The organism is Pseudomonas sp. 2FG, from assembly GCF_005502935.1.
Lineage (GTDB): Bacteria > Pseudomonadota > Gammaproteobacteria > Pseudomonadales > Pseudomonadaceae > Aquipseudomonas.
This window is the reverse complement of record NZ_SCMP01000001.1, coordinates 271,925-284,768: the sequence shown is the minus strand read 5'-3', so window position 1 is coordinate 284,768 and position 12,844 is coordinate 271,925. Positions and strand designations below refer to the sequence as shown.

Sequence of the window (12,844 nt, the reverse complement as noted above, 5' to 3'; positions counted from 1 at the left end):
AGCGGTAATTCCCGGCGGAGATGCAGCTATGCCCATGGAGCAGATGGATATCACTATTTTGCTGCTAGGGCTGTCAGGGTTGCTGGGCATTGCGGTGGTGAGCGATCTTCGCCACCACCGTATTCCCAACCTGCTGGTTCTGTTGGGGCTGGGTTTGGGCTTGGCCGGTCAGGCTTATTCCTCAGGAGTAAGCGGGTTGGGTAATGGATTGCTGGGTCTGCTGATCAGCTTTGCCATATTTCTCCCGATGTACGTCCTGGGAGGGATGGCTGCCGGAGACGTCAAGCTGATGGCCATGGTCGGCGTCTTTCTTACCCCGAATGGCGCTCTCTGGGCTGCGCTCTTCAGCCTGATTGCCGGTGGTTTTTGTGGTTTCTTGATTGTCCTTTTTCGCGGCCAATTGCTGCAGACCTTAGCGCGCTACGGGTTGATGCTAAGGGCTCGTGCTTATCTGGTGCCGGCAGCGGATGAGGTGGCCGGCAAGCCTTTCCCCTATTCGGTTGCAATCCTACTCGGCACCCTGACCAGCATCTTCTGGCTACCCTTCGGGCAGTAGCTCGGGAGGCTAATTATGTACGCCATCAGCGACAGCGGTGCCTACCCCAGCGAGCGGGAAGCGGTGCAGCGGCTGGCTCCGCAGCCGCGCACCATCCGCGAGACCGGCCTGGCAGACAACTTCCTCGGTGATCTGGTGTGCAAGCACCTGCACGATGCCGGCGTGTTGGACATGCCGCGACTGGTGGAGCGTCTGGCGCTGCCCGGCGCGGTACTGGAAGAGATCCTCGCCTTCCTGCGCAAGGATGGCCGCGTCGAGGTTCTCGGTCAGGCTGGCGGCCAGACCGGTGGCCAATCGCTGCGCTACGGCCTGACCGAGCGTGGCCGCAGCGCCGCCCGCGATGCCCTGGCGCGCAGCGGCTATATCGGCGCGGCGCCCTATCCGGTGAGTGCCTACCGTTCCCTGCTGAAGGTGCAGACCATCCACCATGGCCGTATCACCGCACGCGACATGCGTTCCGCCTTCGGTGGCGTAGTGCTCACGGAGGGTATGCTCGATCAACTGGGCGTGGCGCTGAACTCCGGGCGCGCCATCATGATTTACGGCCCTGCGGGCACCGGCAAGACCTATATCAGTAGCCGGTTGATCCGCCTGTTCGCCGAGGCCATCTGGGTGCCCCATGCCATCGCGATCAACGAAGCGGTGATCGAGATCTATGACCCCCAGGTACACCAGCGCCTGGATGATGACGAACAGCAGAATAACCTGCTGCTCAATGAAGGGATCGATCGTCGACTACTCTGCTGCAAACGCCCGATCGTCATCACCGGTGGTGAATTGAGCATGGAACAGCTGGATGTTCGCTATGACCCCTTCACCCGCCAGTACCAGGCTCCCTTGCAGCTCAAGGCCAGCAATGGCCTGTTCATCATCGATGACATGGGCCGCCAGCGCATGGCCCCGGCCGAGCTGCTGAATCGCTGGATAGTGCCGATGGAGGAGAAGCGCGACTTCCTCAACCTCGGCGGTGGGCGCCACTGCGAGCTGCCGTTCGATCTGATCCTGGTGTTCTCCACCAACCTCAACCCGCTGGAGCTGGCCGATGAGGCCTTCCTCCGGCGGATTGGCTACAAGCTGCATTTCAACTACCTCAAGCCGGAAGAGTACGAGCGCATCTGGCGCCAGGAAACCGAGCGTCTGGGTATCGCCTTTGACCCGCTCCTGCTGCGCTACGTGCTGCAAGGCTTGTATGAGGCCGAGGGCATGCCGTTGGTGCCCTGCCATCCGCGTGACCTGCTCGGCATGGCGCGGGACCGCCAGCGTTACCTGGATGGTTCCGGGCCGTTGTCTCCCAGTGAGCTGGAGTGGGCCTGGCGCAACTACTTCGTCCAGCTCGACTTTCTCGGATAAGGAGATACAGACATGAGTTCTCGTACTCTCACCCTGGTTGCCCTTTCCCTGATCCTGGGTCTGGGCGCCGCCTGGATGGCCAACAACTGGCTGAGCGCACGGCTCAATGCCAGCCCGGACGACAACTTGCAGAACGTGGTGGTCGCCACGGTGGAGATTCCCTTCGGGCAGATGGTCGAGGCCCAGCAGGTCACCTTGGTGCGCATGCCCAAGGACACGGTGCCGGACGATGCCTTCGAGACCACCGACAAGGTGGTGGGCAAGATCGCCACCTTCGCCATGCTGCGCGGCGACATCCTGCGCGGCGCGCGCCTGGCCGAGCACCTCGGGGGCAGCACCCTGGCCTCGCTGATCGAGCGGGACAAGCGCGCCATCTCGGTGCGAGTGGACGATGTGGTCGGCGTCGGAGGCTTCCTGCTGCCGGGCAATCGGGTCGATGTGCTGGCGACAAAAAAGGTTGGTAACAACAGCAATGCCCAGTCGGAAACCATCCTCGAGGACCTGCGCGTGCTGGCAGTGGACCAGACCGCGAGCACCGACAAGACCCAGCCGGTGGTGGTGCGCGCGGTGACCCTGGAGATGGCCCCAGAACAGGCGGAAATCCTGGTCAAGGCGATGACCGAAGGGAAGCTGCAACTGGCCCTGCGCAACCCGCTGGACAACCAAAAAAAGCCGCCGCTGCTGCCAGTGGCGCAACAGCCGGCACCGGCACCGGCTCCGGCCGCGCCCAAACCGGTGGTGCGCCGTAGCGGCGGTGGTGGCGGCAGTATCACCGTGATTCGCGGTACCGAAGTCAATGTGGCGAAAGCCCAGCTATAAGTGGTAGGGCGCAATCGCCGTAGGCATTGCGCCGGGGGCGGTCCCGCTGAGCATCGGAGGGTTCGGGGTAGGCGGTGTTGCCCTGGCAGGCGAATGCACCCTACGGGCTGTAAGCAGGCAAGCGGCATAACAAGCAAGGAGTAGTACATGGACACCATCCAGAGACTCGGGACATACGCGTTGCACACCCTGGGCGCATGGCTGCTGTTGCTGGCTGCAGTGCAGGCGGCCGAGCCGCTGCCGGCGGTGAGAGCCATGCCGGCGGCGAATACCGGCCATATCCAGGTGCCGATCTACAAGTCGCGGGTGCTCAGTACGCGCTCGCCGGTCAAGCGGATCTCGGTCGGCAACCCGGCAATCGCCGATATCCTGGTCACCAGCCCGACCCAGCTCTATCTGCTGGGCCGCTCCCTGGGCAGCACCAACGTGCTGCTGTGGGACAGCGGCAACCGTCTGATCGAAACCCTCGACCTCGAAGTGGTGCATGACCTCGACGGGTTGAAGAGCAAGCTGCACCAGTTGCTGCCCAACGAGCGCATCGAGGTGTTCAGCGCCCAGGGCGCCCTGGTGCTGCGTGGCCAGGTCAGCAGCGCGGCGGCCATGGATACCGCGGTCAAGCTGGCCAAGACCTATACCGCGCAAACTTCGAGCGTGGTCCAGGGTGAGGGCGAGGCCGCCGTGGCGGCGCCGACCCAGACGCTGGATGTGATCAACCTGCTGACCGTCGGCGGCAGCCAGCAGGTGATGCTGGAGGTCAAGGTGGCGGAGATGCAGCGCAGCCTGGTCAAGAATCTCAACGTGCGCTTCAACGCCCTGGACTTCGGCTCTTCCAGCCGCTGGAGCGGGGGCGGTTTCAACAATGGTCAGGGGCTGGGCCTGACCCCCGGAGGTGGCGCGGTTCTTCCACCCGCTTCGCTTATCGGCGGTGGTACGGGCTTATTTGCCCAGTTCCTCTCGGACGAATTCCTCTTTAACGTGGTGCTGGAGGCGTCCAAGGACAATGGCTCGGCCAAGGTATTGGCGGAACCGACCCTGACCACCCTCACCGGGCAGCAGGCGGAGTTCATTTCCGGTGGCGAGTTCCCGGTTCCTATCACCGAGGATGATGGCATCACCATCGAGTTCAAGGAGTTCGGTGTCGGGGTGAAGTTCCTCCCGGTGGTGCTCGATTCCGGGCGCATCAACCTCAACCTGAATGTCTCGGTGAGCGAGCTTTCCAATGTCAACTCGCTGGTGCTGGATACCGGCCTGGACAGCATTCTGGGTGAGGGGGTAACCCAGGTCATCCCCTCGCTGACCAAGCGCAGCGCCGAGTCCACCGTCGAGCTGGGCAATGGCCAGACCATCGCCATCGCCGGTTTGATCAGCGAGAACACCCGCGATTTCGTCAGCCGTTTCCCGGGGCTGGGTGATATCCCCGTGCTGGGGCATCTGTTCCGCAGCCAGTCGTTCATCAATGGCGAAACCGAGCTGGTGATCCTGGTGACACCCCACCTGGCCAAGCCGGTGGACGCCAGGACCGTGCGCCTGCCCACCGAGAAATTCGTCGAGCCGAGCGACCTGGACTTCTACCTGCTCGGCAAGACCAAGGGCCCTGGGCCTGACCGCCCGGTTCCCGTCAGTCTCGGGGTTAGCGAGGGCAGCTTTGGCCATGATCTCAACTAGGTGCAACAAGGTGGAGGCAACGACCATGAAAACCATGATTCCCCTTTGTCTGCTGGTATCTGCGCTGTCCGGCTGCATGACTTACGAGGAAGGGCGGGTCGGTACGTTGGGCTACAGCGTCTACCAGACCAGTTATCAGCAGATCGCCGACAAGGAGCGGGCCGCCAACCCGGGTACGGAAGTTTCGCCAACCGGCACCGATGGTCCGCTGACCGAGAGGGTCATGGACGGTTTCCGTGGCGTCACCGGCGATGCGGCTGAGGTCGGCCAGCCGATCCAGATCAATATCGGTAACTGAGGACTACGACTATGAACCCCCGTCTTCAACGGCCGTTCACCGCGACGCCGGGGCGCCAGCGGGGGGCGGTGATAGTGCTGGTTGTGATCGCCTTGGCGGCCATGCTGCTGATGGGGGCGCTGGCGCTGGACGGCGGCCATATGCTGGTAAACAAGACGCGCCTGCAAAACACCGTGGATGCCGCTGCCCTCAGTGGTGCCAAGACTCTCCAGCAGGTGCTGGGCACTGCCAATGCATCCACCCTGGCGCGGGATGCCGCGCGCAATACGCTGACGCAAAATGCCAACGCCACTGGCAACAGCGAGCTGGCGGCGGCCATCGGCGGTAATGTCGCCGGCTTCGCGGTGGTGGAGCTGGCCAACAGTGTCTACGGGCCTTTCTCCTTCCCAGGGCCGGCAGATGCCCGCTATGTACGGGTGTCGGTGCCGACGTATCCCTTGGCCGGGTTTTTCTGGAACTTCGCCCAGTCGTTCGGCAATGGCGGCCTGGGCGCCAAGGCCGTGGCGGCTATCGCCACCGCCGGGCCCAGCCCGACGGCCCCCTGCGATATCGCGCCCTTGATGGTCTGCGGCGACCCCAACCAGTACGACCCGGACAACGGGGTGTTCTGGGGCTATCAATTTGGCGACCTGGAGGTATTGAAAAGCGCGGCCGGCAACGCTCCGTCAATCGGGCCGGGCAACTTCCAGTTGATCCGCTTGCCGGGCAACAACGGCGCGGCGGATGTGCGCGCCGCCTTGTGCGGAGGCATCGAGCAGTGCAATGGAGTGGGCGACACCGTGGATACCGAGCCGGGCAATGCTGTGGGTCCGGTTTCCCAGGGATTGAATACCCGCTTTGGCGTGTACAGCGGACCGATGAACAACAGCGCGAACACCTGTCCCCCGGACCTGGTGACCAGCTTCAGTACGCCGAAGATGACCTATAACGACAGCACTTCGCCGCCGCAGATTCAGTATCAGGGCCAGGAGGTCACTGCCAATAACGGCGACCTGTCTACCGCGACCACGGCGCTGCTCGATTACAACGACTGGAAGCAGAGCGTCGCCAATTGCCCCGGTGGCTGCGAAGCAAATGGGGTCTTCGAGCGACGTATGTTGAAGATAGTCATCGGTGAGTGCACGGGCGAAGACGGCGGGCAAAGCACGTTACCGGTGCTGGGCTTCGGCTGCTTCTTCGTGCTGCAGACGGTATCTCAGCAAGGTAACCAGGCGCAGATCTTCGGCCAGTTCGTCGAGGAGTGCGAAGGGGATGCCGTTCCCGGCCCCACCCCGGTGGATGACGCCGGGCCGCAGATCATCCAGCTGTACAAGACCTATATCGACAACATCCAGACGCCGAGCACCGATTCGTAGGAGGCCTTATGGGACGTCATGCGTTCAAACGGCCCGGCGCCCAGCGCGGGGTAGCGATGGTGGAGTTTGCTATCGCGCTACCGCTGTTGCTACTCCTGCTGTTGGCCATCGGCGAGTTCGGCCGGATGCTCTATCAGTACAACAGCCTGCTGCAGGCCAGCCGCGATGCCGGGCGTTTCGTCGCCGGCAAGGCCTGGAACTCTACCCTTGGGCAGATCGAGTTGAGCAGCGACCTACAGACCCAGACGAAAAACGTCGCTGTCTATGGCGTGCCTTCCAGTCAGGCCGGTTTCCCCCCGGTGGTGTTGGGGCTGACCACCGCGAATGTGCAGGTTTCCTCGGTGGGCGCCGAGCATGTGCAGGTGAGCATCACCTACACCTTCTGCCCGGTGATCGGCAATGGCAATTGCGGGGGGAGCCTTCCGGGCTTCTTCGCTAATGCGATAGCGCTGAACATCCCGCTGACCGCCACCACGGTGATGAGGGTGCTGTGATGGACAGAAAACGCATGCAGGGGGTTTACGTGGTGGAGTTCGCCATCATTGGCCTGCTGTTGTTCACCCTGTTGTTCGGCGTGCTGGAAATGGGCCGCCTGTACTTCACCGTTGGCACGCTTAACGAGGTGGTCCGACGCGGCGCGCGACTGGCGGCAGTGTGCGATATCAGCGAGCCGGTGGCATTGCGTCGGGCGATCTTCAACGCGGCGACCGACAGCGGCGCGAGCAGCTTAATCGGCAACCTGGCGACGGCGGACCTGAGCCTGACCTATCTGGATGAGAATGGCGTCGTGGTGGCCAGCCCCGATGATGGCGGTGCCGGCTTTTCCTCTATCCGTTACGTCCAGCTCAGTATCGTCAATTTCCCCTTCACGCTATTGATCCCTGGATTTGGTGGGGGCATCACCTTGCCGGCGTTCAGGGCGACCTTACCCCGCGAAAGCCTAGGTCGCCATGCCGAGGGGCTTCAACCCTTTGATAAACCAGCTGAACCGGGGGTCACGCCATGTTGAAGTCCAGGGAAACCCCAATGCCATCCAGCGCGCCCAGTAAACAGGGATTGCGTCTCTTGATCAGCAGCCGCGATGCTGGGGCTTTGCAGCATCTACAAAGCATCAGCCAGCGTATCCCCAGCTTGCAGGTAAATACCCGCCTGGTGAGCAACGGGCATACCGATCCACTTTATGGGCTGGAACAGATGCCCGACTTCCTGTTGCTACGGGTCAGCCACTTGTGGCGCGAGGAGTTGGCGGCGCTGTTGCAACACCCGGTACAGGATCGCCCGCCGCTGTTGGTGTGCGGCCCGCTGGACGAGCGCGAGGGTATGCGCCTGGCGATGCAGGCTGGAGCTCGCGATTTCCTGCCGGAGCCGGTGGTGGCCGAGGAGCTGCTGGCCGCCTTGGGCCGCATGGTCATGGAGACTCGCTCCAGCAGCAGCTCTGGCGGCAAGCTGGTAGCGGTGATGAACGCCAAGGGCGGTTCCGGCGCGACCCTGCTGGCCTGCAACCTGGCCCACCAACTCAGTGCCAGGGGCGGTAACACCCTGCTGCTGGACCTCGATTTGCAATTCGGCAGCGTGGCCCATTACCTCGATGTGCTGCCCACCCACAGCCACGTCGAGGTGCTGCAGCAGATCGACGAAATGGACAGCGTGGCGCTGCGCGGTTTCTGCACCCACTTCAGCCCGACGCTGCACGTATTGGGCGGGCGGGAGAACGAGCTGTGTCTGCCGTTGGATGTGCGCCTCGAACAACTCGAGGCCTTGCTGCAACTGGCGCGCAGCACCTACGACTGGGTGGTGGTGGACCTGCCGCGGCAGATCGACCACCTCACTGGCACTGTGCTGGAACAGGCGGACCGGGTGTACATCGTGGTGCAGCAGAGCCTCAGTCACCTCAAGGATGCCAGCCGGCTGGCGCGCATTCTGCGCGATGAGCTGGGGGTGCGGGGCGAGCATTTGCAGGTGGTGGTCAACCGCTACAACAAGGCCGCCCCCATCAGTTTGCGAGATATCGGCGCCTCGCTGCGCTGCACGGAGCTGCAGAAGCTGCCCAACGATTTCGCGGTGGTCAGCCAGAGCCAGAACACCGGGATACCCCTGGAGCTGCAGGCGCCACGCGCACCGATCACGCTCGCTCTACGTGAGCTGAGCCAGGAGCTGATCGGTAACCAGACGGACAGTGGCCAGGGCTTGTTCAAACGCGCCCTCAGCCGTTTTCTCGGGGGAGTGAACCATGCTTAGCGAATTCCGTAATCGCCTGCGTCAGCAGTCCGCCAAGCCTGACGCCGCGGCGCCGTCCGAGCAGAATGCCAATGGAGCCCCGGCTGAGGCAATGCTGGCCTGGGAGCACTCCGAGCCGGAAACGCTCTATGAAACCAAGACCCATCTCACACCGGTGGAGACCGAGTGGCGGGAAAAGATCTACCAGCAGTTGCTCAAGGTCATGGACCTGTCTCTGCTGGATACCTTGGAACAAGCCGACGCCGTGCGGCAAATTCGCGATATCTGCCTGCGCCTGCTGGATGACCATTCCGCCCCGGTGAGTGCCGCCAGCCGTCAACTGATCATCAAACAGATCACCGACGAGGTGCTCGGCCTTGGGCCGTTGGAGCCGCTGCTGGCCGACCGCAGCGTGTCCGACATCCTGGTCAATGGGCATGCCTCGGTGTACGTCGAGCGTTTTGGCAAGCTACAGCGAACTGACGTGCATTTTCGCGATGATCAGCATCTGCTGAATATCATCGACCGCATCGTTTCCAGCCTGGGGCGGCGCATCGACGAGTCCTCGCCGCTAGTGGACGCGCGCCTGAAGGACGGCTCGCGGGTCAATGCGATCATCCCGCCCCTGGCCATCGATGGGCCGAGCATGTCGATCCGCCGCTTCGCGGTGGATCTGCTCAATACCGAAAGCCTGGTGCAGATGGGCACCCTGACTCCGGCCATCGCCCTGGTACTCAAGGCCATCGTCCGCGGGCGGTTGAACGTGTTGATTTCCGGCGGCACCGGCAGCGGCAAGACCACCATGCTCAATGTGCTGTCTAGTTTTATTCCGCCTAATGAGCGCATCGTGACCATCGAGGACTCAGCCGAACTGCAACTGCAGCAGCCCCATGTGGTGCGTCTGGAAACCCGCCCGTCGAACATCGAAGGCCGTGGTGAGGTGAGCCAACGCGAATTGGTGCGCAACAGCCTGCGCATGCGCCCGGATCGCATCGTCATCGGTGAGGTGCGCGGCGCCGAGGCGCTGGACATGCTGACGGCGATGAACACCGGCCACGACGGTTCGTTGACCACCATCCATGCGAATACCGCGCGGGATGCCCTGGGGCGGATCGAGAACATGGTGTCCATGACCGGCGCGACCTTCCCGATCAAGGCCATGCGTCAGCAGATCGCCTCGGCCATCGATGTGGTGCTCCAGTTGGAGCGCCAGGAGGATGGCAAGCGGCGGCTGGTCAGCGTGCAGGAGATCCACGGCATGGAGGGCGAGATGATCACCATGACCGAGATCTTCGCTTTCGTCCGGCGCGGCATGGGCGAACACGGCGAAGTACTCGGCGAGTTCCGCCCAACTGGCATGGTGCCGGCCTTCCGCGATGTGATGGCCAAGCGCGGTATCGAGCTGCCGCTTAACCTGTTCCGCCCGGAATGGATGGAGGGGCAGTCATGAGTCAGCTCCCCAGTGAATTCATCCTGGCGTTCCTCGGCATGGTGTTCACCGCAGTGTTCCTCCTCAGCCAGGGGCTGGTGGTGCCGGTGTTTGGCGAGGCGGGCAGGGTACGCAAGCGTATCCGCGGTCGCCTGCACGTGCTGGAGCGGGCCAGCAACCTGCCGAACATGCAGACGGTGTTGCGGCAAAAGTACCTCAGGCGTTTGTCGCCACTGGAGGCGAGGCTGGAGCAGTTACCCGTTATGGAGGCCCTGGCGCAGATGATCGAGCAGGCCGGGCATGACTACCGCGCCTATCGGGTGTTTTTGCTCGGCCTGATTTTGGGAGCGGCGGCGGGCATCTTGCTTTGGTTGTTCACGCAACTCTGGTGGGTGGCGATTCCGGTGGCCTTGGCGATGTTCTGGTTGCCGCTATTGAAGATCTCCAGCGACCGCGGCAAGCGCTTCGCCCAGTTCGAGGAGGGGCTGCCGGATGCCTTGGATGCCATGTGCCGTGCCCTGCGTGCCGGGCACCCGTTCAACGAGACCCTGCAGTTGGTGGCCGAGGAGCATAAGGGGCCGGTGGCCCATGAGTTCGGCCTGACTTTCGCCGATATCAACTACGGCAATGATGTGCGCCGGGCCATGCTCGGCCTGCTGGAACGGATGCCGAGCATGACGGTGATGATGCTGGTGACCTCGGTGCTGATCCACCGTGAGAGCGGCGGCAACCTGACTGAGGTGCTGGAGCGCTTGAGCAGCCTGATTCGTGGGCGCTTCCGCTTTCAGCGCAAGGTCAAGACGTTGTCGGCCGAGGGGCGCATGTCGGGCTGGATACTGGTGTCTGTGCCCTTTGTGCTGGCGGCGGCGATTGTGCTCTCGAGTCCAACCTATTTGCCCTTGCTGATCAAAGAACCCTTGGGCCAGAAGCTGGTCATGGCGGCTTTTGTTGCCATGCTGATCGGGATTTTCTGGATACGTAAAATCATCCGGATTCAGGTTTAAGCGCTGGTAGCCGGGGGAGGAGAAGTGCCATGGACTATCTGCTAAGTCTGCTCAATCGTGCGGTGGGCAACGAGGAGTTGGCGCGCTTGTTGTTCGTCGGTGCCATCGGCCTGAGCGCCGTGCTTGCGGTGGTTACCCTGGTGCTATTGGTGCTGGGGTTGCAGGACCCGGTGCAGCGGCGGCTTAGCCTGATTAAACGCGGCCATGCTGGGGGCGGGTATGGGCAGGAGACGCCAAGCAACCTGCAACTAATGCTGGAGCAGGTGGGCCAGCGCTTTACCTCCGCTGAGCAGGGACAAGCCTCGACCACCCGCACCCTGCTGACGCACGCGGGTTATCGCTCGCCCGCGGCGGTGCAGATGTACTGGGCGGTTCGCCTGCTGTCGCCGCTAATACTGCTGGGCCTTACGCTGCTGGCTTTACCGCTTATCCCGAAGTTGTCCCTGACCATGGGCATTGTGCTGGTGGTTGCGGCATTCGGTGTCGGCTGGCTGGCGCCGGCAATCTATGTCGACAAGCGCAAGCAGGCACGGATGACTCGGCTACTCGTTGCCTTCCCCGATGCCTTGGACCTGATGGTGGTCTGCGTGGAGTCGGGCCTGGCCTTGCCCCAGGCCATCGAGCGGGTGGCCGACGAGATGGCGGTCAGCCAACCGGAGCTAGCCTTGGAGTTGGCCCTGGTCAATGCGGAAATCCGCGCCGGCATTCCCAGTACCGAGGCGCTCAAACACCTGGCCGAGCGCACCGGATTGGAGGACATTCGCGGGCTGGTCAGCTTGCTGGCGCAGAGCATCCGCTTCGGCACCAGTGTCGCCGCCACCCTGCGTATTTATGCCGAAGAGTTTCGCGACCGGCGTACCCAGCTTGCCGAGGAGCAGGCGGCGAAAATCGGCACCAAACTGGTATTCCCACTAATCTTCTGTCTGTGGCCGAGCTTTTTCCTGGTGGCCATCGGTCCTGCAATCATTGGGGTGTTAAAAGTTTTCGGGAAGCTATGACATGAACAGGAACAGTCTGCTATTGGCCATGATGGCCGTGCTGTCGGGATGTCAGACCATGGGGCCGGAGCAGGCGAGCGGGAGCCGCTCGATTTACACCGGCGACAATTCGGTGCTCTATCAGGTGCAGAAACAGATCAGTTCGCCCGAGCAGGCCATGCAGATGGCCGCGATGGCTTACCAGGCAGGCGCTCTGGATCAGGCCCTGTTCCAGTATCTGCGAGCCATCGAACTGGACCCTGAGCGCTATGCAGCCCTGGTCTGGGTGGGCCGCATCCACCGCGAACGGGGCAATACCCAGCTCGCCGAGATGGCTTTCGCTGATGTGCTGAAGAATGATCCGGACAACCTCGAGGCCCTGACGGAGATGGGCCTGCTGAACCTGGCCAAGCGCAACCACGAGCGTGCGCAGGAGCTGCTGTTCAAGGCGGTCGCTGTGGACCAGAGGCGGCTTGGTAACGGCAAGGGCGACAGCCTGCCTGGCGTGGCCGAGCTCAAGGTGGACAGCCAGTCGCCGCTCAAGGTCTACAACGGCCTCGGCGTGCTCGCGGATCTACGCAACGACTTCCCGCAGGCCGAGGCCTATTACCGGCTGGCCATGCTTATCGAGCCGCATTCCGCGCTGGTGCAGAACAGCCTGGGATACTCCTATTACATGGCCGGGCTATGGCCCGAAGCCGAGCGCATGTACCAGCGTGGCATGAGCTACGACGCGACCTACCAGCCGCTCTGGCGCAACTATGGGTTGTTACTGGCACGCATGGAGCGTTATGAGGAGGCCGTCTCCGCCTTCGAGCAGATCGAGACGCGTGCCGAAGCCAGCAATGATGTCGGTTACGTATGCCTGGTGGAAGGCAAGCTGGACGTGGCGGAGCAGTTCTTCCGCAGCGCGATCGAACAGTCGCCAGCGCATTACGCCACAGCCTGGGAAAACCTGAACAGGGTTCAGCAGATCAGGCAGATCCGGCAGTTGGGGGGCAGTCAGCCAGTGGTCGAATCCGTTGCGTCCGTCCCGGGCGTTGAAGTGACCACGGTAGCGGTACCTTGACGGACAGCGGCGTAATCCACCATCCCGCAGAAACAAACGCTCCGCACAAGGCGAGGCGTTCATTCAAGACCGAATCATGCCGATCGATCGGTTCGTGGTGGTGGA

General features: G+C 62.7%; 13 protein-coding genes. All 13 read left to right on the top strand.

All coding sequences use genetic code 11. From position 1 onward, the window contains the following. The first annotated feature begins 28 nt into the window (after positions 1-28). Positions 29-556 (top strand): prepilin peptidase, encoded by a 528-nt coding sequence (locus FFS13_RS01275; RefSeq protein ID WP_137817314.1) that lies wholly within the window; start codon positions 29-31, stop codon positions 554-556. A 15-nt stretch (positions 557-571) separates the two neighbouring features. After that, positions 572-1,906: an AAA family ATPase gene (locus tag FFS13_RS01270; RefSeq protein WP_137817313.1), complete on the top strand. Its 1,335-nt coding sequence runs from the start codon at positions 572-574 to the stop codon at positions 1,904-1,906. A gap of 12 nt (positions 1,907-1,918) precedes the next feature. After that, entirely contained in the window at positions 1,919-2,725 is an 807-nt protein-coding gene (gene cpaB / locus FFS13_RS01265; protein WP_137817312.1) for a Flp pilus assembly protein CpaB, read from the top strand. 147 nt (positions 2,726-2,872) lie between these two features. Next, positions 2,873-4,390, top strand: coding sequence for a type II and III secretion system protein family protein (locus FFS13_RS01260; RefSeq protein ID WP_137817311.1), 1,518 nt, complete (start codon positions 2,873-2,875; stop codon positions 4,388-4,390). Positions 4,391-4,415: 25 nt separating this feature from the next. Then, complete coding sequence (locus tag FFS13_RS01255) at positions 4,416-4,688, top strand: hypothetical protein (protein WP_137817310.1); 273 nt, start codon at positions 4,416-4,418, stop codon at positions 4,686-4,688. Between the two features lie 11 nt (positions 4,689-4,699). After that, positions 4,700-6,043 (top strand): TadE/TadG family type IV pilus assembly protein, encoded by a 1,344-nt coding sequence (locus FFS13_RS01250; RefSeq protein WP_137817309.1) that lies wholly within the window; start codon positions 4,700-4,702, stop codon positions 6,041-6,043. A gap of 8 nt (positions 6,044-6,051) precedes the next feature. Beyond that, positions 6,052-6,537: a TadE/TadG family type IV pilus assembly protein gene (locus FFS13_RS01245; protein WP_171006391.1), complete on the top strand. Its 486-nt coding sequence runs from the start codon at positions 6,052-6,054 to the stop codon at positions 6,535-6,537. Beyond that, entirely contained in the window at positions 6,537-7,052 is a 516-nt protein-coding gene (locus FFS13_RS01240) for a TadE/TadG family type IV pilus assembly protein (protein WP_137817308.1), read from the top strand. The genes FFS13_RS01245 and FFS13_RS01240 overlap by 1 nt, the downstream gene beginning before the upstream one ends. Then, positions 7,046-8,281, top strand: coding sequence for an AAA family ATPase (locus tag FFS13_RS01235; RefSeq protein ID WP_137817307.1), 1,236 nt, complete (start codon positions 7,046-7,048; stop codon positions 8,279-8,281). Before FFS13_RS01240 ends, FFS13_RS01235 begins: the two co-directional genes overlap by 7 nt. Further along, the gene (locus tag FFS13_RS01230; RefSeq protein ID WP_137817306.1) at positions 8,274-9,710 is read left to right on the top strand and encodes a CpaF family protein; all 1,437 of its coding nucleotides are present in this window, start codon (positions 8,274-8,276) and stop codon (positions 9,708-9,710) included. The genes FFS13_RS01235 and FFS13_RS01230 overlap by 8 nt, the downstream gene beginning before the upstream one ends. Further along, positions 9,707-10,693 carry a type II secretion system F family protein gene (locus FFS13_RS01225; RefSeq protein ID WP_137817305.1) on the top strand — a complete coding sequence of 329 codons (987 nt, stop codon included), beginning with the start codon at positions 9,707-9,709 and terminating at the stop codon, positions 10,691-10,693. Before FFS13_RS01230 ends, FFS13_RS01225 begins: the two co-directional genes overlap by 4 nt. A 29-nt stretch (positions 10,694-10,722) precedes the next feature. Further along, positions 10,723-11,691, top strand: coding sequence for a type II secretion system F family protein (locus tag FFS13_RS01220; protein WP_137817304.1), 969 nt, complete (start codon positions 10,723-10,725; stop codon positions 11,689-11,691). Position 11,692: 1 nt separating this feature from the next. Next, positions 11,693-12,739 (top strand): lipopolysaccharide assembly protein LapB, encoded by a 1,047-nt coding sequence (locus FFS13_RS01215; protein ID WP_137817303.1) that lies wholly within the window; start codon positions 11,693-11,695, stop codon positions 12,737-12,739. The last annotated feature ends 105 nt before the right edge of the window (positions 12,740-12,844 follow it).